At 68.3% G+C, this 24,005-nt stretch carries 16 protein-coding genes; 6 read left to right on the top strand and 10 right to left on the bottom strand.

Annotated elements, in window-relative coordinates; genetic code table 11:
• The first annotated feature begins 17 nt into the window (after positions 1-17).
• The gene (locus tag AC0IX4_RS21055) at positions 18-1,238 is read left to right on the top strand and encodes an LLM class flavin-dependent oxidoreductase (protein ID WP_471830933.1); all 1,221 of its coding nucleotides are present in this window, start codon (positions 18-20) and stop codon (positions 1,236-1,238) included.
• Positions 1,235-2,437, top strand: coding sequence for an SfnB family sulfur acquisition oxidoreductase (locus AC0IX4_RS21050; protein ID WP_471830930.1), 1,203 nt, complete (start codon positions 1,235-1,237; stop codon positions 2,435-2,437). The genes AC0IX4_RS21055 and AC0IX4_RS21050 overlap by 4 nt, the downstream gene beginning before the upstream one ends.
• On the opposite strand, the gene AC0IX4_RS21045 is transcribed toward AC0IX4_RS21050, so the two are convergent.
• The 4 genes from AC0IX4_RS21045 to AC0IX4_RS21030 form a co-directional block, all read right to left on the bottom strand.
• Complete coding sequence (locus AC0IX4_RS21045) at positions 2,400-3,194, bottom strand: YqjF family protein (RefSeq protein WP_471830928.1); 795 nt, start codon at positions 3,192-3,194, stop codon at positions 2,400-2,402. The two genes, AC0IX4_RS21050 and AC0IX4_RS21045, sit on opposite strands and share 38 nt — an antisense overlap.
• Positions 3,187-3,312 carry an MFS transporter small subunit gene (locus AC0IX4_RS21040; RefSeq protein WP_268793326.1) on the bottom strand — a complete coding sequence of 42 codons (126 nt, stop codon included), beginning with the start codon at positions 3,310-3,312 and terminating at the stop codon, positions 3,187-3,189. The genes AC0IX4_RS21045 and AC0IX4_RS21040 overlap by 8 nt, the downstream gene beginning before the upstream one ends.
• Positions 3,309-4,700 (bottom strand): OFA family MFS transporter, encoded by a 1,392-nt coding sequence (locus AC0IX4_RS21035; protein ID WP_471830926.1) that lies wholly within the window; start codon positions 4,698-4,700, stop codon positions 3,309-3,311. Before AC0IX4_RS21035 ends, AC0IX4_RS21040 begins: the two co-directional genes overlap by 4 nt.
• Positions 4,701-4,805: 105 nt before the next feature.
• Positions 4,806-5,900 (bottom strand): hypothetical protein, encoded by a 1,095-nt coding sequence (locus AC0IX4_RS21030; RefSeq protein ID WP_471830924.1) that lies wholly within the window; start codon positions 5,898-5,900, stop codon positions 4,806-4,808.
• Positions 5,901-5,992: 92 nt separating this feature from the next.
• Here AC0IX4_RS21030 and malQ point away from each other — a divergent pair, with 92 nt between their 5' ends.
• Positions 5,993-8,104 (top strand): 4-alpha-glucanotransferase, encoded by a 2,112-nt coding sequence (gene malQ / locus AC0IX4_RS21025; protein WP_471830922.1) that lies wholly within the window; start codon positions 5,993-5,995, stop codon positions 8,102-8,104.
• 3 nt (positions 8,105-8,107) lie between these two features.
• Here malQ and AC0IX4_RS21020 read toward each other — a convergent pair whose 3' ends face one another.
• Positions 8,108-9,295 (bottom strand): NAD(P)/FAD-dependent oxidoreductase, encoded by a 1,188-nt coding sequence (locus AC0IX4_RS21020; protein WP_471830920.1) that lies wholly within the window; start codon positions 9,293-9,295, stop codon positions 8,108-8,110.
• 212 nt (positions 9,296-9,507) lie between these two features.
• On the opposite strand from AC0IX4_RS21020, the gene AC0IX4_RS21015 reads away from it, so the two are divergent.
• The 3 genes from AC0IX4_RS21015 to AC0IX4_RS21005 all read left to right on the top strand — a co-directional run bounded on the left by AC0IX4_RS21015 (position 9,508) and on the right by AC0IX4_RS21005 (position 12,841).
• Positions 9,508-10,509: an ATP-binding cassette domain-containing protein gene (locus tag AC0IX4_RS21015; RefSeq protein WP_471830918.1), complete on the top strand. Its 1,002-nt coding sequence runs from the start codon at positions 9,508-9,510 to the stop codon at positions 10,507-10,509.
• Positions 10,506-11,312 (top strand): ABC transporter permease, encoded by an 807-nt coding sequence (locus tag AC0IX4_RS21010; RefSeq protein WP_056073170.1) that lies wholly within the window; start codon positions 10,506-10,508, stop codon positions 11,310-11,312. The genes AC0IX4_RS21015 and AC0IX4_RS21010 overlap by 4 nt, the downstream gene beginning before the upstream one ends.
• A gap of 62 nt (positions 11,313-11,374) precedes the next feature.
• Positions 11,375-12,841 (top strand): DUF2079 domain-containing protein, encoded by a 1,467-nt coding sequence (locus AC0IX4_RS21005; RefSeq protein ID WP_471830916.1) that lies wholly within the window; start codon positions 11,375-11,377, stop codon positions 12,839-12,841.
• Between the two features lie 4 nt (positions 12,842-12,845).
• On the opposite strand, the gene AC0IX4_RS21000 is transcribed toward AC0IX4_RS21005, so the two are convergent.
• From AC0IX4_RS21000 to recC, 5 genes are all read right to left on the bottom strand, one after another.
• Positions 12,846-13,799, bottom strand: a complete 954-nt coding sequence (locus AC0IX4_RS21000; protein WP_471830914.1) for a hypothetical protein — start codon at positions 13,797-13,799, stop codon at positions 12,846-12,848.
• Between the two features lie 49 nt (positions 13,800-13,848).
• Positions 13,849-15,309 carry a DUF8176 domain-containing protein gene (locus AC0IX4_RS20995; protein ID WP_471830912.1) on the bottom strand — a complete coding sequence of 487 codons (1,461 nt, stop codon included), beginning with the start codon at positions 15,307-15,309 and terminating at the stop codon, positions 13,849-13,851.
• A 168-nt stretch (positions 15,310-15,477) separates the two neighbouring features.
• Entirely contained in the window at positions 15,478-17,367 is a 1,890-nt protein-coding gene (recD, locus tag AC0IX4_RS20990) for an exodeoxyribonuclease V subunit alpha (RefSeq protein ID WP_471830910.1), read from the bottom strand.
• A complete protein-coding gene (locus tag AC0IX4_RS20985) occupies positions 17,364-20,642 on the bottom strand; it encodes a UvrD-helicase domain-containing protein (protein WP_471830908.1) in 3,279 nt (1,092 codons plus the stop codon). The genes recD and AC0IX4_RS20985 overlap by 4 nt, the downstream gene beginning before the upstream one ends.
• Positions 20,639-23,944, bottom strand: a complete 3,306-nt coding sequence (recC, locus tag AC0IX4_RS20980; protein ID WP_471830907.1) for an exodeoxyribonuclease V subunit gamma — start codon at positions 23,942-23,944, stop codon at positions 20,639-20,641. The genes AC0IX4_RS20985 and recC overlap by 4 nt, the downstream gene beginning before the upstream one ends.
• Between the last annotated feature and the right edge of the window lie 61 nt (positions 23,945-24,005).

The following is a 24,005-nucleotide window of genomic DNA, read 5'->3' as shown; positions in this document are numbered from 1 at the left end:
GTCCTAGCCTGGCGCGAGTGACTACCGACAAGATCGACCCGACCGACACCATCGACGGGGCGTCTCCCCTGGCGCTGCACTGGTTCCTTCCGACCTACGGCGACAGTCGCTCGATCGTCGGAGGTGGGCACGGAACCCGTGTCGGTACCGCGGGTGGTGACCGCCGCGCCAGCATCGGGTACCTGTCGTCCATCGGACGGGCCGCCGAGGAGTTCGGCTTCACCGGTGCTCTCACCCCCGCCGGCGCCTGGTGCGAAGACGCGTGGCTGACGACGGCCATGCTGGCACGGGAGACCGAGAAGCTCGCCTTCCTGATCGCGTTCCGGCCCGGTCTGATCAGTCCCACTCTCGCCGCGCAGATGTCCGCGACGTTCAGCAACCATGCACCGGGCCGGCTGCTGCTCAACGTCGTCACCGGCGGGGAGGCCCACGAACAACGCCAGTACGGCGACCATCTGTCCAAGGACGAACGCTACGAGCGCACCGACGAGTTCCTCTCGATCGTGCGCGGCCTGTGGCGCGGGGAGTCGGTCACGCACGCGGGCAAACACATCCAGGTGGAGGACGCATCCCTGCCGTTCCTGCCCGATCCCACTCCCCCGCTGTACTTCGGCGGGTCGTCGCCCGCGGCGGGGCCGGTGGCGGCCGACCATTCCGACGTCTACCTCACGTGGGGTGAGCCGACGGCGGCCGTCGCGACGAAGATCGACTGGATCCGCGGCCTCGCCGCCGAGCGTGGACGGACCGTGAGGTTCGGCATCCGGTTGCACGTCATCACGCGGGACACATCCGAGGAGGCATGGCGCCAGGCAGGTGCTCTGGTCGAGGCGCTGGGTGAGGACGCGGTGGCCACGGCCCAGTCCAATCTCGCGCGCAGTGAATCGGTGGGTCAACGGGCGATGCTCGCCCTGCACGAGGAGAGTCGTCGGTCCGGATCGTGGAAGGACCCGCGGGCCCTCGAGATAGCCCCGAACCTGTGGGCGGGTGTCGGCCTGGTCCGCGGCGGAGCCGGCACCGCGTTGGTCGGGAGCCACACCGAGGTCGCCGACCGCATCGCCGAGTACGCCGCCATCGGCATCGACGAGTTCGTCTTCTCCGGATACCCGCACCTCGAGGAGCTGTACTGGTTCGGCGAAGGAGTCGTCCCGCAGCTTCGACGTCGCGGCCTCTTCACCGCCGGCCAGGCCGCCCGCGCGGCGGGTCACACGCCGTTCCTGCCTGCCTCGAGTCCCCGGTGACCGTGCCACCGCTTCTCGACGACGCCGCCGCACTCGCCGTGGCGACCGCACTGGGCGCCAAGATCGCGCCGTCCGCCGACGAGCGTGACAGGGATCGCCGCCTTCCCGGGCCGGAGCTCGACCTGCTGTCCGCGTCGGGGCTGCTGGGCATCACCGTTCCCCGCGAGTTCGGTGGCGCACCCGTGTCGGTGCGGACGCTGGCGTCGGTGTTCATGGCGCTGGCCCGAGGTGATGCCAGCATCGCGCAGATCCCGCAGAGCCACATGACCTTCCTCGAGGCGCTGAGACTGCAGGGATCGGAGGATCAGCAGCGGAGGTTCTTCGCGGAAGCTCTGGCGGGCAGACGATTCGCCAACGCGCAGAGCGAACGAGGGACACCGTCGATCGCGATCGACTGGACCACCTTCGAGCCTGCGCCGGACGGCACTCACGTGGCCAACGGCCGGAAGTTCTACTCGACGGGGGCCCTGTTCGCACAGTGGCTGGTCGTCCGCGGGGTCGTCGGCGATGCGGCCGACCCGCAGTCCCAGCACCGAAAGGTGTTGGTGTACATCCCCGCCGATACACCCGGAGTGCGTATCGACGACGACTGGGACGGACTCGGCCAACGCACGACATCGAGCGGAACCGTCACTCTGACCGATGTCGTCGTGCCGAACGGCGCCGTGGTTCCGTACTCGGCGATCTTCGACACCAGCACCACCTACGGCGCCAGGGCCCAGCTCCTGCACGCCGCCATCGATGCGGGAATCGCTCGCGCCGCTGTCGACACGGCGCGCGACGTCGTCGTTCTGGCGCGGCCCGCGGTCGATGCCGGCGTCGACTCCGCGGATCGGGATCCGTTGCTGATCCAGCAGTTCGGCGACATCGAGATCGCGGTGCGCAGCGCCGAAGCCTTGGTGCGCGAGGCCGGAAGCGCCATCGACGACGCCGAACACACCCTCACCGCGGACACCGCGGCGGCAGCATCCGTCGCGACCGCCGCGGCGAAGGTGTCGTCCACCCGCGCCGCTCTCGACGCCACCGCGGCAGTGTTCGATGCGGGCGGAACACGCAGCGCCGCAGCGTCATCGAGACTGGATCGACTCTGGCGCGACGCTCGGACCCACACCTTGCACGATCCGGTGCGGTGGAAGACGCAGCACGTCGGCCTCTACGCACTCACCGGCGCTCATCCACCTCGGCACGGCCTGGTCTGACCGGTGTCGCGAGGAACGGCCGTCCGAACTGGGTACGGACACCGTCGGAGTAGAGCACCGAGTCGGGTGGCCGAGTGGCGAGCGCACCCAGACCGGCGGCGGCGATCAGATCGTCGTCGCACCGCACCAGGGACGCGTCGCGAAGAGGCCACCGTCGGTGGGTATTGGGAACGAAGACGGGTCGCCCGGCGACGGATGTGTGCATTCCCCAGCGGGCGGTCAGGAAGACGGACAGCGGATCATCGGACATGTCGCGCGTTCCCGGAGCCACGACGAAGTCGGTGGTGGCGTTCCGATGCGGCGGCGCGAGACGTCGGGAGCGATACCCCACCGTGCGCTCGGGATCGTCGACGCCGCTGTCGAGGATGTCGATGTGCGACCACCGGTAGCGCACTCCGGCCGCGTTGGTGGCGAGGACGACGGCCGCGCGCGTGGCGTCCAGTGACCGGAAGACCACCCCTCGCCGACCGTCGCCGTCGCGGCTGTACAGGCGGACGTTGATCTCCCCGAACGTGCCCAGGTGCGGAACCGGCCGGCCGTACCCGAGACCGGCACCGACCATCTCGAACCCGATCAGCCCCACGTACGTGTGTCCGTCGTGGATGTCGGGGGTGATGCCGCGCGGCAGCAACGGCGCCACGACATGCGGTTCGACACGCCAGTGCAGGAACACCAGCCGTTCCCACCGTTGGTCCATGACCACCGGTCGCGGAAGGACAGGAGGTCGCGGCCAGAGGTCGACGCTCCGATCAGCCACCGAACAGATTCTTGGCCTTGAGGATCAGCTCGTACACGCCCCAGACGAACGGCACACCGACCCACAGCCACGACACCGCTACGACGGGTACACGTGCACCCTGCTTCGCTTCGCTCATACCTTCGCCTCTTTCGTGTCCGCCGACTGTCCGTCGGTCGCGGCCGATCCCGGATCTTGTGCTGCCGGATCCGGCTCCGAGTACTTCGGATCGACAGGCTTGATCAGTTCGTTCGCGACGAAGCCGACGGCCAGCAACACGATCATGACGACGAAGGCGGGCACGTACCTCCCGGTGCTGCCCTCGTCCCCCATGTCCGCGATCGCGTTGACGATCAGTGGTCCCAGCACACCGGCCACGGACCATGCCGTCAGCAGTCGCCCGTGGATCGCACCCACCTGGTAAGTGCCGAACAGGTCGCGCAGGTATGCAGGAGCCGTGGCGAAGCCGGCGCCGTAGAAGGACAGGATGACCATCGCGCTGACGAGGAAGAGCACCTTGTTCGTGTTCGTGAACAGGGAGATGTAGAGGTACAGGAGTGCACCGACGCCGAGGTACAGGCGGTAGATGTTCTTCCGTCCGACGAGGTCCGAGACCGACGACCACACGAAGCGGCCGAGCATGTTGGTGAGCGAGAGGAATGCGACGAAACCTGCCGCGGCGGTCACCACGGACTCCGGTGAGGTGGGGTCGGGGAAGAAGTCGGTGTAGATGCCGGCAGCCCGCTCGAGGATGCCGATGCCGGCGGTGACGTTGAAGCACAGCACCACCCACAGCAACCAGAACTGCGGAGTCTTGACCGCGCTGGCCGCGGACACGCGGGCCGTGTGCTCACCTGCCGGAGTCTGCGGGGGTGTCCAGCCCGCCGGCGTCCAGTCGTCGGCCGGGACGCGGATCAGTACGACGCCGAGCGCCATGAAGACGGCATAGCCGAGACCGAGGGTGAGGAACGTCGTGGCGATCGAGGAGTCGGTGTTACCGCCGTAGGCGGACAGGAGCTTGGTGGTCAACGGTGACGCGACGAGTGCTCCACCCCCGAATCCCATGATGGCGATACCCGTCGCCATGCCCGGGCGGTCCGGGAACCACTTGATCAGTGTGGACACCGGGGAGATGTAGCCGATGCCGAGACCGATGCCGCCGACCAGTCCGTATCCGACGATGACCAACCAGAACTGGTCGAGGCTCATGCCGAGGGCGGAGATGAGCAACCCGGAGCTGAAGAAGATCAGCGACATCGTCATGGCCCAGCGCGGGCCGTGTTCCTCCACCTTCGTGCCGAGCACGGCGGCAGAGAGGCCCAGCATCACGATGGCCAACTGGAACGGGAGGGCGGTGACGGTCCCGCTCAGCCCCATCGCGGTGTCGGAGGAGATCGCGGCCTTGAACACGCTCCACGCGTAGGCCTGGCCTATCGCCAGGTGGATCGCGAGCGCCGCCGGCGGGACGAGCCAGCGGCTCCATCCCGGTGGCGCGACGATGCGGGCACGTTCGAGTACTGCTGGCATGGAGTAGTCCTTCCGGCACGGATCACGCGCTCGGACGACGACCGCGTACTACGAGGAATGGACCGATGGGACTCGATCCAAACAAGCGCGGCGCCGGGTACGGACTCAGAGCGTGTCGCGGGAGATCTGATCGGAGACCGAATGGGTGTTGTCGGCCGAGATCTCGCGGGTACCGGACCGCGAGATCAGGTCGTCTATCCGGTGGTCCAGACCCACTGCCCTCTGCATCGCGTCCAGGCTCCGGTGCTCGACCTCGGCGACGGAGATCTCGTCGACCACGCGCGACAGCGCCGCGACCCGCTCGATGACCTGGTCCCAGACCGGGATCAGATCGGCGCGGCGGGTGAGCACTTCCCGACGTCCCTCGTCGTCCACGGTGTCACCCTGCGCGTCGAACGCCTCGGTCAACTCGGCATCGAGCTGGGCGAGCGCGACCACGTCCACCGCGATCTGTACCAACTCCAGGCCCGGGTCCAACTGCGCGCGGGCCACCGCGAAGAGGTCCGACCGCCAGATGCGGGACGAGATGATGCGGTCGTGGTAGCGACCTGCCAGGAACAGGATCGTGTCGTAGCGGTCGGCGAACCGGTCGGCATCCGCCCCGGCGAGAGTGCGCACGACGTCCGCGCCGCGAGCGTTCACCGCATCGAGTCGTTCCGCTGCTGCGCCGCCCAGAATTTCCCGGGCCCGCGCCAGTGGTCCGGGGCCTACTCCGAGCGGTGTCGGCGTGTCCGTCAGTGCCTCGAAGAGTGCGGTCCTCTGATCGACGTCGAGATGGATGCCCTCACGACGCTCGCGGCGGATGGCTCTGACTCCCGATGCGTACTGCGCCGAGTTCATGACGAAGCGGGTGCGCAACGATCCCAGTCGCCGTTCGAGCAGGACACGCCGCTGCAGCAGAGCGAGCTTCGTCGGCCCGGTACGCAGGCCGCTCAGCCGCTCGTCGATCCATCGGAGTTCCTCGGTGATCAGGCGCAGCACGCCGAAACCGCCGAGCGCTGGGAATGTCCGACCCGCGCGCAGGCGCGCGAGCGCGGTCTCACGAGTGGTCTCGTCCAGACGGCCGATGGCGATGAGTACCGCAGCCCTGTCCGACAGCGGCTCGGGTCGGTCGGTCGACCGCTCCACCCGTGTCGACTCCGTGATGGTCCGCACCGTGTCCGCTCGGCGTGCACGCTCGTCCGTGGGGTCGCTCGTCATGTCCGACACCTCCTTGCTCTCCACTGTCCCAGACACGGGAGGGTAAGTGGCTGCGCCCGGCCCCCGGAATCCCCGACCCCTAGAATCGTGGAGTGACGAACATCGAACGACTACGCCACCTCGCCGGACTGCACGGCGTCGCCACGTCGTACGAGGGCTGGGACAAAGCCCGTCGTGACGTGCACGAATCCACGCTGCGGTCCGTGCTCGGCGCTCTCGACGTCAGCACCGACAGCGACGACGACATCGAACTGGCGATCTCCGCGCATGCTGATGCTCCGTGGCGCCGCAACCTGCCGCCCGTCGTGGTGGTGACGTCGGACGTCACGAGCGCGGACGAGTCGTCGCGCGTCCGAGTCCACGTACCGCACGGAACGGCCGTCACCGTGACCGTGGAGGTCGAGGACGGAACCACGCGCGACGCCGAGCAGATGGATGTGTGGGTCGACCCTCGGGAGGTCGACGGTGCGCTGGTCGGCAGAGCGACGTTCGCGGTCCCCGAGGGGCTTCCCCTCGGATGGCACACCCTGCGCGCTCGCGGCGACGACGGCCTCGACGAGTCGTGCACCCTGGTCGTGACGCCGGCCCGTCTGTCCACCACCCGGGCCCTGTCCGACCGTCAGCGGTGGGGCGTCCTGGCGCAGCTGTACTCCATAAGGTCCGCACAGTCGTGGGGAATCGGCGACTTCGCCGACCTCGCCGACATGGCGTCGATTCTCGGCGCGGATCACGGCGCCGACTACGTGTTGGTCAACCCTCTCCACGCAGCCGCGCCGCGGCCCCCGATCGAAGCATCGCCGTACCTGCCGACGACGCGACGGTTCTTCAATCCGCTCTACATCAGGATCGAGAACATCCGCGAGACAGCGATGCTCCCGCGTGACAAGTACGCACGGATCCGCGACACCGCGCGTCGACTGCATCGCGCGAACTCCCGCACCGACGACCTGGACCGTGACAAGTCGTTCCGCGCGAAACTGCGCGCGCTCGAAGCGATCTTCCTCGTTCCGCGGAGCGCCTCGCGCCAGGCCGCCTTCGACGAGTTCCGGGAAGCCGAGGGGATCGGCCTGCGGAACTTCGCCACCTGGTGCGCACTGACCGAGAAGCTGTCGCCCGGTGACCCTCGCTGGCAGGACAAGGCGGTCGGCCCCGGCACGCCGTGGGTGCGGCGTCAGCAGGAGAAGCTGGCGCACCGCATCGAGTTCTTCTCATGGCTGCAGTGGATCTGCGACGAGCAACTGGCCGAGGCGCAGGCCACCGCCCACCGAGCCGGCATGGAGATCGGCGTCGTCCACGATCTGGCTGTGGGAGTTCAGCTTTCGGGTGCGGACGCCTGGTCGCTGGGTTCGGCGCTGGCCGACGGGGTCACGGTGGGCGCGCCACCGGACGACTTCAATCAGCAGGGCCAGCAGTGGAATCAGCCTCCGTGGCGCCCGGATCGCTTGGCGGAGTTGGGGTATGCGCCTTACCGGGACATGCTCCGCACCGTGCTCAAGCACGCAGGCGGACTGCGGGTCGACCACATTCTGGGTCTGTTCCGCCTCTGGTGGATCCCCACCGACGCCGACAGTCCCGCCGACGGCACGTACGTCACGTACGACCACGAGGCGCTGATCGGCATTCTCGCCCTCGAGGCGGAGCTGGCCGGGGCAGTGGTGATCGGCGAAGACCTCGGAGTCTTCGAGCCCGTCGTCCAGGACTACCTCGCCGAGCGCGGGGTTCTCGGGACGTCCATCCTGTGGTTCGAACGGGACGAGGACGGCCCCATCGCTCCCGAGAAGTATCGCGAGTTGTGCTTGAGTTCGGTCACGACTCACGACCTTCCGCCCACCGCCGGCTATCTGGCGGGCGAGCACATCGATCTGCGCTCGCGACTCGGATTGCTCGAGCGGGATGTGGAGGACGAACGCGAGCAGGACGAGGCTCAGCGCGAGGAGGTGCTGGATCTCGCGCGTGAACGCGGACTGTTGGCGGACGACGCCGACACGGGCGAGACGGTGTCTGCGCTGTACCGGCTGATCCAGCGCAGCCCGTCGCTCTTGATCGGAGTCGCACTGGTCGACATGGTGGGCGAGCACCGGATCCAGAATCAGCCGGGGACGGACGAGACCCAGTACGAGAACTGGCGAATCCCCCTCGCGGACGGCGCGGGCCGCGCCGTCCGCGTGGAGGATCTGCGACGTGCAGACCCTCTCGTGGAATAGAGGTCAGATCGTGCCGAGCAACGACGCCGATTCGCGGGCGTCGTTGCTCGCCAACAACTCCCGAGCTGTGTCGAGCCCCTCCCACACGTTCCACATCAGCACTCCGCGCACGATCTTGTCGTCGTCGAGGTAGTAGACGACGCCCTCCTTGCCGGGCGTCTTCCAGTCCTCGACCATCGTGAGGTCGGCGCTCATCGTTCCCACGGCCTGGTAGCCGTTGTCGAACACGTCCGAGTAGAAGTACGGCGTGTACGTGTACGGCTCGGTCGATCCCGCCATGATCTTTCCGACGGTCTGTCCCATGCTGTTCGCGTTGTCCACGTGCTCGATACGGCGGCGCCCGAGGAGCGCGTCCGGGTAGCTGGCCACGTCGCCGGCGGCGTAGATGTCCGGGTCCGCGGTCCGCAGGAACTCGTCGACGACGATGCCGTTGTCGACGGCCAGACCTGCATCCTCGGCCAACGTCGTGTTCGGAGCGACACCGAGGCCGAACACCACCGCGTCGGCGTCGATCGTGGAGCCGTCGCTCAGAGTCAGGGAGACCGAGTCACCCTGTCGGCGCCCCGAGTCCACCTTCACGCCGGTCTTGACGGTGACACCGTGATCCTCGAAATCCTTCTGGAAGGCCTGCGCGAGGTCCGCGGGGAACATGTGTCCCCCGACGACGTCGTCGCTGCTGACGAAGGTCACGGTCGCGTCGTTCTGGACCAGCGCTGCCGCCAGTTCGGTACCGATGTATCCGCCGCCGACCACGACGACATGGGTGCCGGACGTCGCCAGTGCGCGCAGTCGCCGGTAGTCCTCGAAGGTGCGGAAGTAGATCACGCGGTCCGACGGCTCGAGATCGAGCTGCCGAGGCGATGCCCCCGTGGCGAGCAGGAGCGTCGAATAGCGGTAGGTGTCCCCCGAGTCGGTGGTCACCGTGTGGGCGTCGCGGTCGATCGCCGTGACCGTCGTCGACAGGATCAGCGTCGCACCGGTATCGGCGGTTCCCAGCGGCACCTCGTCCCGGCCGAAGTCGGAGTCGGTCCACAACTTCTTGCTCAACGCCGGCCGTGTGTACGGACCGTCGGCGTCGGAACCGATGATGGCGATGCTGCCGTTCGAGTCGAGTTCCCGGATGCCTCTGGCCGCGTTGTCCGCCACCATTCCGCCGCCGACGATGACGTAGTCGTAACTGCTCTCGGACACGTGTACCCCTCTTCTGTTCATGCTTCGGTGCGCACGAGGCCGAGATGGGCCGTGCGTCGCCTGAACTGCGGATAGCCGAACGGTCTCCCGGGGAAACGTGCGGTGGTGGGGGCCACGTTCGTGTCGGTACCCCGTGCTGTGATGAGTTTCCGCGCTGGGCCGAGTCCTCACCTCGAACGCTCACCGCGTCGTTCGTCCGGAAGGGATCTCACATGGCTGCACGTGGACCGGGAGGCCCCGCCATCACGGCGGTAGGTCTGACGAAGCGCTACGGGAACGTCGACGCGCTCGACGGCCTCGACCTTGAAGTACCGGAGGGCACCGTGATGGCGTTGCTGGGCCCCAACGGTGCCGGCAAGACCACCACCATCCGCGTGCTGACCACGTTGCTCCGGGCGGATTCGGGCACCGCACACGTCGCGGGGCTCGACGTCGTCGCCGATGCCGCGGAGCTCCGCTCACGCATCGGGGTGTCCGGGCAGTACTCGGCGGTGGACGAGTACCTGACGGGCTTCGAGAACCTCGACATGGTGGGCCGGCTGTACCACCTGGGCAAGAAGCGCAGTCGTGACCGCGCCCGCGAACTGCTCGAACGCTTCGATCTGGTCGACGCGGCGGACCGGCCGGTCAAGGGATATTCGGGCGGTATGCGACGCAGGCTCGACCTGGCGGGTGCGCTGGTCGCCGACCCGCCCGTTCTGTTCCTGGACGAGCCCACGACGGGGCTCGATCCACGTGCGCGGCTCGAACTCTGGTCGGTCATCGAGGAACTGGTCGAGGGCGGGACCACGTTGCTGCTCACCACCCAGTACCTGGAAGAAGCCGATCAGCTGGCCGATCAGATCGCCGTCATCGACCGCGGGCGCGTGATCGAACGCGGCACCGCCGACGAACTGAAGTCCCGAGTCGGAGGCTCGCGGCTCGACTTCGTCCTGGCCGACGAGGCAGACCTCTCGACCGCCGCGTCGGTGATGGAGCGGTTCGCCCCCGGTCAGGTCACACAGGACGCCGCGTCCCGGCACCTGACCGTCGGCGCCGAGGACGGCACGACGACGTTCGTCGACGCTCTGGTGCTTCTCCGTGAGAACGGGGTCACTCCCGTGGACGCGTCGCTGGGCAAGCCCAGCCTGGACGACGTGTTCCTTTCCCTCACCGGACACGACTCGAGCCGACCCGACACCACGAACCCCGCGACGACGAAGGAGTCGAGATGACCAGCTCCGCAGCAGTGGCACTCAGCGACGGAGCCACCATCGCGAGGCGAAACCTGATCAAGATCAAGCGGGTACCGGACCTCATCGTGTTCACGCTGCTGTCGCCGATCATGTTCGTCCTGGTCTTCGCCTACATCTTCGGATCGGCCATCGAGATTCCCGGCATGTCGTACCGCGAGTTCCTCATCGCAGGCATTTTCGCGCAGACGGTGATCTTCGGGTCCACGTGGACGGGACTCGGGCTCGCCGAGGACATGCAGAAGGGCATCATCGACCGGTTCCGCTCGTTGCCGATGGCACCGTCCGCAGTCCTGGTAGGGCGGACCAGCAGCGACATCATCATCAACGTCATCAGCCTGGTGGTGATGTCTCTGACGGGCCTTCTCGTCGGATGGCGTATCCGGTCGTCGTTCTGGGAGGCAGTCGGCGGTTTCGCCTTGCTCCTGCTCTTCGCCTACGCGCTGTCGTGGGTGATGGCGGTGATCGGTTTGTGGATCCGGACACCGGAGGTGTTCAACAACGCCAGCTTCATCGTCATCTTCCCGCTGACCTTCATCGCGAACACGTTCGTGCAGAGTCAGGACCTGCCGGGCATTCTGCAACCGATCGCGGAATGGAATCCTGTCTCTGCCATCACCCAGGCCAGCCGCGTGCTGTTCGGGAACACGAATCCGACCATGCCGCCTCCCGATGCGTGGCCGCTCCAGCATCCGGTTCTGGCCACTCTGGGCTGGTCGATCCTGATTCTGGTCATCTTCGTGCCCTTCGCGATCAACCGGTACAAGAATGCTGTCAGCCGCTGATCCAGCATCGGCTACTGCAATCACGGCCCGATAACCGCGCAGTCGTGTAATACCTTTGATTCGTGACGGCTACATCTTCTTCCGGTGTCGTGGCTGCGGAATCGTCCGCGGCCGCGTCTCGTCGTCGCCCGTCCGTCCGCACCGCGGCAGCCCGCGTACGCCGCGCAGACGTCGCGATCCCGGCCGTCGCCTTCCTGCTACTCGCCCCGCTGTACTCCGCGTTGTCCGTCGTCGGCCAGCATCAACTCCGCACGTCGGGCTTCGACCTGGGGATTTTCGTCCAGCAGATCGCGTCGTACTCTCGGCTCGAGGCGCCGACGTCGGACCTCCTCGGCACGGGCTACAACACGCTCGGCGACCATTTTTCCCCGATCACCGTCCTGCTGGCACCGTTCTACCGCCTCGTCCCGAGCCCCGAGACGCTGCTCGTGGCTCAGGGAGTTCTCTTCGCGCTCGGCGTCGTGCCGCTCACTCGCTGGGCTCTGCGCAGCCTCGGGAAGACCGCGGCCGTCGTCGTCGCGCTGGGGTACGGGTTGTCCTGGGGACTGCAGTCGGCCCTCAATTTCGATTTCCACGAGATCGCGTTCGGCGTGCCACTCATGGCTTTCGCGATGGCCGCCCTGGGCGAAGGTCGATGGCGCACGGCGCTGGCGTGGACGCTGCCCCTCGTCTTCGTCAAGGAGGACATGGGCCTGACCGTCATCGTCATCGGCGCACTCGTGGCGTGGTGGACGACCGGTCGAACCCGCGTCCTTGGGCTTGCAACGGCGGCGTGGGGTGCAGCGTGGACCGTTCTGGCCGTCGGAGTCATCATTCCGATGCTGAGCGCGGACGACGAGTACGGCCAGGGCTCCAAACTCCCACCTCTCGGCGAAGGCATCGCCGATACGACGCACGGCCTGGTCAGCGGTGATTCCCGCGCTGCCACGGTGTTGCTGCTCCTCGCGATCACCGGGTTCGCTGCGCTGCGATCACCGCTCACACTCGTCGCCGTTCCGACGGTCGCGTGGCGGTTCCTCAGCGACAACACCAACTTCTGGAAGCCGATCTTCCACTACAACGCCCTCTTGATGCCCATCCTCTTCGCCGCACTGATCGACGCGCTGGTGCGAGGCCGGCGGGACATGCATCTGTCGAAGCGAGCCGAGCGCGTCGTGTTGGCGACCGTCGCCCTGGTCGCCGTGGTCGCGCTACCGTTCCAACCACTCGCGAGACTCGCCCACTCCGACGGCTGGCGGGTCGACCCCCAGGTAGTCACCATGCAGTCGATCTCGAAGCAGATTCCGCCCGGTGACCGTGTGGCGGCCTCGAACAACCTGGTCCCTCAGCTGGTGTCGGATCACCCCGTCACCGTGTTCCCCCAGCGAGCCACCGACTCCACGGTGCCCGACTGGATCGTCGTCAACATGGGTCGACCCCCCGGCTGGCCGAAGGATCGCGCCGGGGACAACACGGCCATCAGTGCCGCGCTCGCCGACGGCTACCGCGTGGTGTCGGACGTGAACGGCATCCTGCTCCTGCGTCGATGACGCGCTAGCGACCCGGCACAGGGTTCGTCCAGCCGGGATTCGTCCGGTCGGAATTCGGCGAGCTGCTGCGGTCGGACGACGGGTGCACCGACTGTGCGCTGGTGTCCGCCGTCGACGGGGGCGGCGACGGGTTGCTCATCGTTGCCGCGCGACCCGCGTCCTGCGGCACGGTGTCCGTGTCGTCGTCACCGGGCGGCGGCGACGGAGGGTCCATGGGATCGCGGTCGGGGTCCGGCCCGGAATGGGGCGTCGGTCCGCCGGAATGCACCTGAGGCGTGGCCGGGAGTGGGGCCGGGCCCGGTCCGGGAGCCGGCTCGGGCCGGTCCGGTTCGCGACGGCGCTCGGGCTCGGGTGTCACTGCTGCCGGCGCTGTCTCCGGCGCCGGCTCGGGCACCACGACGCGTTCTTCCTCTGCGGGAACCACCGGCGCGGGAGCCGCCGGGGCGGCATCGGTCGGCGGGGTAGCCGTCGGCGGGGCAGCGGTCGGCGGTGCAGCGTCGACGGGAGGCGCGGGGGCTACTGCTGCCGGGGGCGGGGTGATGCCGGGGATCTCGAACGGCAGCGGCGGCAACTGCCAGACGAAGGGGGCGGGCGCCGTGCCGTTCTGAACTGCGGCAGCCTGCTCCTCCCGTCGCTCCTGACGGGCGTCGGCGTCCCTCTTCTCCTGCGCCTCGGCCTCCGCGGCGGCCTCGTCCGCTGCCTTCTGCTCCTTCTCGCGCGCTGCGTCCTCCGCGGCAAGTTCCTTCGCCGACAGGTCTTCGCGGCGACGCTTCTCCGCCAACTTCTCCGCCGACGTCATCGACGCGTCGGGCGAGGTCGAGGTCGGCGCGGCAGACGCCGTGGGCGCGAGCGTGACCGACGCGCACGTCAGCAGGCCCCACGTCCCGACCACCATCGCGCCCGCCATCAGTCCTGGCACGACACCCGGTCGACGTGTGGTGGGAAGGCGGTGCGTCATGACTGGTGGTCTCTTTCGACGAGAGGTCGGAGGGATGGCGTACGGGCGGTCACGAGGGAGGACACACGCCCGTGCAGTCGATCTTGCGCACGATCTCGAACCCGTCGACACCGTCCCTGACGGTGAACTGCTGGTCGTACCGGAAGTCGCGCCCGTCGGGAAGCGTCAGGGTCAGCACGGCGTCGAACACCGAGGCATTCGCCGTCGCCGTGATGTCGATGCGGTGACGAATCGCCGGGTCGACGGCGTCGATGGAGCGTTGCAGGTCGGCGACGGCCGACGCGTCCCCACCGGTCTCGGACAGATCCCACAACGCCGCGGCGGCCGTGGCATCTCGGTCGCGGTAGTACAGATCGTCGTAATGGGTGATCACCGCGGGTCCGCTGGCCCGTGTCGGGTCCACTGCCGGAGCGGCAGGTGTCGACACCGACTGCGATGTGGTGGCGGCAACCGGGTCGGCCTGCCGCAGCATCACCGTCGCAGCGAGACCTCCGACCACGGTCAGTGCTACCAGCGCTGCGAGAACGGGAAGTCGGCCCGACCGTCGCCGGCGGACGGTGTCGGACGAGCGTGCCCGCAACGTCGCCGTGGTGACGTCGAACGACGACGACGGTGCCGCGACATTCGACAGGGTGTCACCGGACCGGTCGATATCGTGATCCTCGCGCCGAACGGGTCCCCGCGGACGGGTGACGACAGCGGCGACGTGCGACCACGCGCGGCGGACGTCGGCATCGGTCTCGCGGCGATCCGGCGAGGCAACCGGAGGCACGTCGAGCACGGTCCGGACTCCGGCTTCTCCGAGTGTCCGGCGGATGTCGGTGGATCCGGGACTCGACATCGACTGTGTCGCATCGTATTTGACGACGATGACGCGCTCGGTCCAGTGAGCGTGTCCGGATTCCCTCAGCTCGTCGAGGACGGTGACCACTCTCTCGGCGGCGTCCTCGGCGTGGGGCATCGGAAAGACGACGACGTCGGCCCCGTCGAGGAGACGCAGGAACGACGGCTGGCCATGACGGGCGTGAACGACCACGGTCTGACGATGGTGCGTCAGCACGGTGAGGACATCTTCGATCTCGAGGTCGCCCAGCGGGGGTGCGTCGGCGGACAGGACCTCGTGCCCGCGCGCGCCGTGGTCGAGATAGAGGGACAGCGCGCGGGGGTCGCATTCGGGCGACAGGAGATCGTCGGCGTTCGCGGCGATACGGCGGGCGGGCGAGTCCGACTGCTGCTCACCGGCGAGATCCCACGCGACGACACCACCGGGGCGATGCTCACCGACAGCGGCGGCCAACTCGCGGAGCGTGTCGACGCTCCAGTTCCCGTGCAGACCCAGTTCGGCGACCACGATGCGATGCCGAACCGGGAGAGCGCCGGCGAGGATCCTCGAGTCGTTCCGATCGATGCCCGAGTCGGCAGAACCGGACGGACTGGCCAGTGAGGCGAATCTGCGCACGCGGTCGTGCCCGGCGCCGCGAGGAGACTCCCTGTCGAGAAATGTCGCCATCAGAACCCGGACGCCGACGCCTGAGGGCCGAGCGCGGAAACGTTCGATCGACCGTGAATATGCGTCATCCGCCGAACCCCCGTCCCGTTCCCACCCCTGTAACGGTCTCCCCGACCGCAGTCGTGGAGAATATAGCGCACGCGAACGACGTGTGGGCCGGCTCGCGATCTACGAACGAGCGGCGGGTGTGGGCGCGTCTCCGAAAGGAACGGATGGTTCTCTGCGTAGGCCGCTCGCGCGAAGCACCCGGCGACGAACTCCGGCTCGAACCGCGGCCTCGCTCCCGATGATGCGCACCGTCGACCGGGACCGCGTGATCGCCGTGTACAGCAGCTCTCGGGTGAGCAGGGACGACATCTCGTCGGGGATGATCACCGACACGGTGTCGTACTGGCTTCCCTGGCTCCGGTGAATGGTCATCGAATAGACGGTCTGGGCCGCGGACAGCCGACTCGGGTGCACCAGGAACGGATCCGAGCCGCGAGCGAAGGCCGCGACGATGCCACCCTTGCCGTCGTCGACGACTACTCCCGTGTCTCCGTTGTAGATCCGGTTGTCGTGGTCGTTGACCGTCACCAGCAGTGGCTGACCGCGGTACCACTGCGAGGAGTCGAGAAACGTTCCGCTGTCGGCTCCGACTCGATCCATCGCCCACCGAGCCCAGTGGTCCACACCGAACGGGCCCTCCCTGTGCGCGCACAGAAGTCGGTGTCCCTCCATGGCCGCCAAGGCGCCGCCGGCATCGCCCTTCCGGGCCGCGTCGGTGACCTCCCGCGCGGTGCTCACCACGTCGTGCTCCAGGCCGCCCAGCTCGGATGCGGGCCCGAAGACGACAGCAGGGTCGCCGCGTTCCAGCAACCGCATCACCTCGTCCTCGTTCCCATCGCGCACCGCGACCGCGAGGTCGGCGATGGCTCCACCGAATCGGCGACCACGACTCAGCCGCACGATGCCTCCGGCCAGACGCCGAATCTCCCTCTCGGACAACGCACGTTCCAGCGAATCCGCCGCGGCCGGCACCGAGTCGATGTCCGATCCGACCAGATCCGACACCACGGCGGACACGGTTCCCGACACGGGCCGCGCCACGAGGTCGGCGAGCACGGCTCCCGCGTCGACAGACGTCAACTGATCCGGATCTCCGACGAGAATGACGCGGGTGTCGGCGCGTACCGCTTCGAGGAGTCGACTCATCAACGTCGACGACACCATCGACGTCTCGTCGATCACGACGACGTCGTACGGCAACCGGTTGTACGCGTCGTAGCGGAAGCGGCTGCGGCTTCCGGGTTGCCATCCGAGCAGACGATGCAGCGTCATCGCAGTCGTCGTCCCGTCGAGTCCGAGCTCGAGGGATTGTTCCGACACCGATTCCTGCAGACGAGCCGCGGCCTTGCCGGTCGGTGCCGCCAACCCGATGCGCAGTCCCGGACCGTGCAGGGATGTCAGCAACGCCAGGATGCGGGCGACAGTGTGGGTCTTCCCGGTTCCGGGGCCACCCGCGATGACCGTCGTCCACCCTGTCGCGGCCAGTGCGGCGGCGATGCGTTGGCGGTCCGGTGCCGTCGCGTCGGGGAAGTAGCGGTGCAGCGCCGTCCGCACGGCATCGACGTCGACCGTCGGCGCCGACATCGCACGTTCGGCGAGGACGTCGCGAATCATCTTCTCCTGCAGGAAGTAACGCTGGAGGTAGAGCAACGGCCCTTCCGCGGTATCGATCAGGATCACGGGACGCAGCGGTCCGGTGCTGCCACCGACCACGAGCGGACTGACCCGCAGAGCCGCGACCACGGCCGCATCGTCCGGCCACGGCAGCGCCTCGACATCGACGCCGTCGTTCACGGTCACGTCGCGCAGTCGGTTCAGGTCGAGACACACCGATCCCGCACGCACCGCTCGCACGACGAGTGCGACCGCGAACAGCACCAGTTCGTCGGGCTCGTCGCCCAGGATTCCCAGGCGCACGGCCACGTGGACGTCCGCCGCCGTGAAGGCTCCCGCGTCGTTGAAGTCGCGCAGGACTCCCCTGCCTCGCTGCGCGATGCCGCCGGCCGTCATGACGACACCCCGGCCAGCAGGTCGGATGTCTCGGCCACCAAGTCGGCCGAGGGATGCCATTCGAAGACGCCCCGCCGCGGCGGGGTATCGGGTCCGATCATCGCGCGCACGAAGTGGTACTGCACACCGCCGAGATGGGTACGCGGATCGTAGTCGGGCATTCGCCATCGCAGATATCGATGTACCGCAACCGAATACAGCAACGCCTGCAAGGGATAGTGGGACTCCATCATCTCGGCCGCCATGGCGGGAACAGTGAAATCGTCGACGGTGAGGTCGCCGCTCTTGATGCGGTTCGTCTTGTAGTCCACGACGACGAATCGGGGATGCGCACCGTCCTGCACCCTCAACACCGTGTCGATGCTTCCAGTGAGGTAGCCGCGAAGCCGGCGGTCGTCCAGTCGCCGCATCCGCTGTGGGTAGGGCGCGAGGACATGGTCGGGTTCGAGGTGGCGAGCCAACAGGTCGGCGATCGAGTGCACGGTCACGACGGCGGACGCGGGGGCGTCCCCACCGGTCAGGGGCAGTTCGAAGTCCATCTCGGCGAGCCGGTCGGCGGGCGTGAAGTCCGCCAGTGTCCCGAAGCCGAGAGGGGTCCGCAGAACCGAGGTCAGGGCCGTGGCCAGATGAGCAGGGTCGAGGTCGGCCCCGTGTGCATCCGCCGCCTCGAGGCACCGACGAAGCACCTCCTCGTCGAGGTCGGGTGCCGCCGTGTCGACGTATTCGAGGATCTCGTGGACGAGTGTTCCGAATGCCGCGCCGGCCGGGAGACCGTTCATCGGCGACGGAAGACCGGTGGACTCGGCGGTGGCGAACGGATCGTCGGTCGGCTCGTCACCGATGGTGACCTCGTCCGACTCCGCGGCCTGCTCGTGGGCACCGGCCGTCAACGCGGAATACGACGTGCGTCGCCACGATGTATCCAGAACCCGGTCGTAGGACGCCGCCGCGAGCGGTTCGCTCTCGCGCGCGAGTACGCGCGCCGGACGCTCGATCACAGGTACGCCGACCACCTGCTCGACCACCATCGACGAGCCCGCGCGGGTCTGCAGAGCGGTCAGCGTCGCCGCGTCGTCGACCAGTTTCACTTTCGGCTCGGGCTCCGAGACGCCGGGCGCGCGGCCCAGCAGCAGCCGGTGCAGCGGAGACGTCTCGGTGGTGGCCGTCGGCGCCCACCACAGCACGATGCGCGACTTGGCACGAGTGAGCGCCACGTACAGCAGTCGTAGCTCCTCGCCGTCGGCCTCTTTGTCGTGCACCTGCTTCCGTGCGTGATAGCCGGGATGTTTCACCCCGCCGACATCGAGGATGCGACGGCCGTTCTCATGGAACAGCAGGGACGACGGCGTGAACGTCCCGAAGGGGCTCCAGGAGTACGGGATGTAGACGACCGGAAACTCGAGTCCTTTCATGGCGTGGACTGTCGCGATCTGGACGGCCTCGGCATCACTGTCCAACCGGCGGCTGCGGTCGGGAACGGAACCGCTCGACGGTTCCCGCACACGATCGCCCAGCCACCTGGCCAACGACGCCACACCACGCCCGTCCTCGAGCGACTGCCGCTGGAGGAGTTGAGCGATGTGGCGGAGGTCCGTCAGGTCGCGCTCCCCCGTCTCGGTGGCCAACAGACGTTGCTGCAGGCCCATGGTCGACGTGAGGTTCTCGACCATCGCCGCGAACCCGGCACGGGCGGCCAGTCCACTCCATTCACGGAACCGCGCACTCAACTCGGCCGTCGCGGAGTCGCCGCGGTCGTCCAGGTGCTGCGCCGTCCACCCCACCAGAGGGGACAGGGCGGCGCGCCGCACGACGTCGGCGCGATGCGGCTGCTCGAGCGCCTGCACGACACGCAGCCAGTGTCCCGCGGCATCGGTCTCGAACACGGACGAGCCACTGGAGAGCACCGAGGGAACACCCGCTCTATCGAGCGCGGAGCGCACCATGTCCGCCTGGCGTCCTGTCCGCACCAGCACGGCGATGTCTCCGGGTGCGATCGGGCGGATGCCGTCGCCGTCGTCGAACGTCGTCCCGCTGTCGAGGAATTCGACGATGTCGCGCGCCACGTCGTCCGCGATCCGGACACGGACCTTGTCCGTCGCCGGCAACCCCCTCCCGTTGAGAGGACCCGATCCGGAGCGCCCGAACACTCTGAGCCGCAACGGAACCAGTGGACCGTCGGGACCGGTGAGCCGGCGCTCCGAGTGCGAGGCAGTAACCGGCGAGACGACGATGTCGGGATGACCGAGCGCAGCACCGCCGTACAGATGGGCGAGTGAGTCGATCAGCGCGGCGTCACTCCGCCAGTTGGTGGACAAGGCCATGTGCCTGTCGGCGACCGCGACGGCATCGAGGTAGCTGAGCACCTCGGCCCCTCGGAACGCATAGATGGCCTGCTTCGGGTCGCCCACCAGAATCAGGGCTCCGTGACCGTGGAACGCGCGCCGCAGGATCGTCCACTGCAGCGGATCGGTGTCCTGGAACTCGTCGACGAGGACAACACTGAACTTCTCCCGCACGCGCGCGCACGCAGCGTCCCCGTGGATCGGGTCCGTGAGGACGTCGTGGAGCAGGACGAGAAGGTCGTCGAAGTCGCGCACACCCAGGCGACGCTTGCGGCGCTCGACCTCGGCCCGGGCCGCGCCGGCGAGACGGACGCGTTGGCCGCCGACGGTGTCCGCCGAAGCGTCGGGACTCAGTTCGGCACGGCGATCTCGCACGGCGTCCCGCGCGATCGATCTCGCGTCGGCGAGTGTCATCGGGGGTGACCCGTGCTCCCTGCTGTAGCGGCTGAGATAGAGATCGTCGGCAACGTCGACGACCACGTCGTCCACCGATTCGACGAACGTCGCAGTCGGCTCACGCTCACCGGCGATTCCCAGCCCGTCCAGCATGCGCTGGCAGAAGCTGTGCGTCGTGGCGATGGTTCCGGCATCGAACTCCGACAGCGCGGTGAGCAGACGTCGACGGCGTTCCTCCACCACGACGTCGTCGGCATCGGCGAGATAGGCCACCAGTTCGTCCCGATCACCGCGTGCCGACGCCGGATCGGCCAACGACGCGGCAAGTCCGGTGAAGCGGTCGCGGGTGCGCTCGCGCAGCTCGCGGGTGGCGCCTCTGCTGAAGGTCACCAGAAGCACTCCTGCATTATCGGTGATGCCCTCGGCCACGTAGCGTGCGGCGAGTCCGACTATCGCATAGGTCTTTCCGGTTCCCGCGCTCGCTTCGAGCACCGTCGTGTCGAGCGGAAGGGGGCCGGTGAGGTCGAAGGAACTCATGACACCTTCTCGTGGTTCAGGAGCGGAGACCAGAGACGGCGTGCCAGCACACCGAACCGCGTGGTGTCGGGCGACCACGTCGCTTCCTCGTCGGTGGGTCTCGCTGCCGACAGGACCGAGAAGTCCACCCCGGCGCCGTGCACCAGCACGATCCCCGCATCGGTCACGTCGCCGAACTTGCCCGAGAATTCGTAGCGGGCGGCATCCAGCGCCATCTCCTCGCTGACACCTCGCGCAGCCTTGTTCGCGTACGCCTCACCGGCTTTGAGCGCGGCGGGCAGCGGTTCGCGCAGTCCACGTTCACGAAGGTCCACCAGGTCGGCGAGGACGCGCCGAGGGTCGTCGGGCGCATGCAGGAGCGAGCGTGCCACCGGGCGAGACGACCTGCCTCGCGCCGTCGTGATCGCCGTCCAGTCCGAGACCTGATGGGGCGGCGACTGCGCCGTGACCGCGAGCAGGTGCACCCATGCCTCGAGGCGACGCTTCGGAGCCATCCGTGAATAGCTCGTGCGGGCGATGGTGGTGCCGTGAACGCCCGGCACGGTGCCCGTCAACCGTCGGCCGTCGCCGAGGTCCACCACGATGTCGACGGATTCCGGTGGCCCGGTGTGCACGTCGGCGGCCGCGGTCGCGATGGGAACCACGGCCTCCTCGATCGCTGTCAGCAGGCGGACTCCCTGCTCGAACGGGGGCAGCGTGCCGCGTCGCCACTCCGCCGCCTTGAAGTCGGTGATGTCCACACCTTTCAGCAGTGCCGTCAGCATCCGCTCGCCGATGTTCCACGTCGTCAAGGCATCCGGATCTACGGCGAGCGCGTCCTCGACATCGTCGTTCGACTCCGACAGTCCGATGGTCAGGCGCTGGCGCAGGAACGCGGTGACCGGGCTCTGAGCGAAGGAGACCAGCTGCGCGAGATCGATGTCGGACGAGGGCTTCGCCGGCAGTGGCCGGTCGAGGAAACCGACACGCTCGTGCGGTGCCCGCGTGGCCGCGACGGCGCCGGCCAGTGCCGCGGTGTCGAACCCGAAGGGATTGCGCCCGTCGAACAGCGAGGCATCGAACGGCTGCAGCGGATGCCGAGTCACCGGGTCGACACCGGCTGTGACAGCGACGACGTCGATGAGCTCCGCCAGCGGAATGGCAGGCGGCTCGTGCGCTCCGGTCACCGGGTCCGCGCCCGTATGGAAGAGCACCAGCGTGTCGCCCGCCGACATGACCGCGTCGAGAAGCAGTTGGCGGTCCTCGCTGCGGACGTCGCGCTCACCGATGAGGGGATCGCGGCCCAACGCGTCGTCTCCGTCGAGGTGACCGGCGCGGGGAAATACCTCGTCGTCCAGCCCGAGCAGCACCACGACCCGGTGGGGCACGGACCTCATGGGGACCATCGTGCACACGGTCAGCTCGCCGGTGCGAAAGTTCGACCGGGTGGGCCTGCCGGCGAGCCTGTCCCGCAGCATGGCGCGGACATCGGCGATCACGAGCGGTACGTCGTCGCCGTCCTGGAATGCGGACGACAACTCTCTCGATGCGTCGACTCGCTGCCAGGAGTCGGCCGGGCGGACATCGGTGAGCAGGTCGACGACGGACAGCAACCGCTCGCGCCACACGCGTCCGGGATGCTCCCCCTTCATCTCGTGCAGAACCTTCGACACCCGGTCGACGAGTTCCGCATAGCGGCCCACCAGGTCGATGTCGTTGCCGTCGACGTCGTCCACGGGGAGGGCCAGACCCAACCAGTCCCCGGTGGTCTCGTCCGCAGCCACGCCCAGCAGCAACCGATCCATCGCGAACTTGAAAGTGTTCTGAGGAAAGTCACGGAGCCCGAACGCGGTGCGCTGCAGTGTGTCGATTCCCCACCGCGCACCCGACACCCGCGTCCATTCCCGTAGCCGCTCGAGGTCCTCGTCGGCGAAGCGGAAGCAGGTCCGAACTGCTTCTGTCGCAGCCAGATCGAGCATCTGCGTGGCGGTCACTCGGCCGCCGGCCATGTCGATCGTCGCGGCGACGACATCGAGAACCGGATTGGTGCGGCGCAGCCCCCGATCGGCGAGCCGAACGCGGAGGCCGTGGGCCGGGTGGACCGGCCCGTCCTCCGTGGTGCCCGTATTGCCGAACGCTGCTCGCACCAGCGGTGCGAACGTCTCGACATCCGGGCACATGATCAGAACGTCCCGCGGCTCCAGCGTCGGGTCGTCCTGGAAGAGGTGCAGGAGGGTGTCCCGGAGTACGTCGACCTGACGCGCGGGCCCGTGGCAGGCGTGGATCCGGATGCTGCCGTCCATGCCGGGGACGGCCGGTGCTGCGGGTGCACGATCGGCGACGATGTCCCGCTGCAGGCGGCCGAGCACGGTGTCGGGCAGGTCCGCTGCAGGAAGGTGGTGGTCGGAATCCGCCAGCGGCACGAGGAGCGGCTGCAGTTCGCGGACGTCGCGAGCGAGGCTGACCAGGAGCGGATGCCCCGTCGTGATGGGAACCCGGCTGTGCGACCGGCGCGCGTCCAGCGGGGTATCGGCCGGTGCGGCACCGGACCACAGGGCCGGGCTGGGGTGCGGAAGCCACAGGTGGACGTCGCGCCGAACCGCGACCGCGCGAAGAACGAGCCGTTGCATCGTGGACAGTCGCGTGGCGCCGAACAGTGACAGACGGGACGGCAGGCCTATCTCGTCGGGTCGCTCGGCGAGTGCGTCGCACACCTCGTCCAGACGCTCGGCCGGGCTCGGAACGGCGACGGCATCGCGGATCTGCCGCCACAAGAGGGCCTGCCACGCGAGGTCGGGAGCAAGGGGGGCGCCGGCGCCGTCGGTGTCCCGGCCGTGCGCCCAGTCGAGGATCATCTGCGGGCGTTGCGCCTGATAGGAGCGGAACAGTGACGAGACGTGCGACGCCGTGGACCAGCGCCGGCCGCGGCGGTGATCGTCCGGCGCGGCGCCGACGCCGCCGATGCTGTTCGCGAGCACCGCACACCACGACTCGCCGATGCATGCGTCGATGACGCGCAGAGTCGTCCACAGCAACGGACCGGCGGCCCAGGGGTCGGAGTCGACGCTCACTCCGGACATCACGCTCACGGCGTCCTCGACCAGCGCCGACGGTGACGGGAAACTGATGTTGGCCGCGATCCCGTCCGATCCGGACTGCGTTCCCAGAGCTCCGGACAGGCTCTGCTGCAACCACCGCTCGACACCCTTGGCGGGGACGGACACCACCTCGGGCGTGAACGGGTCGGCGAGCGGCTCGCGCAGCAGGTCCGCCAACCCGGCCGCCAATGTGCTCGCGCGTTCGGCGCGGTGAAGCACGAGCACGTCGATCTCCCCTCGGGTCGGTTCCGGACCGACCGTAACGCGTGCCTCCGACACCCGACCG

It is taken from the genome of Rhodococcus sp. AC861 (assembly GCF_979256035.1).
Note: the sequence above shows the minus strand (reverse complement) of the source record. Positions and strands in the feature narration are given on the sequence as shown.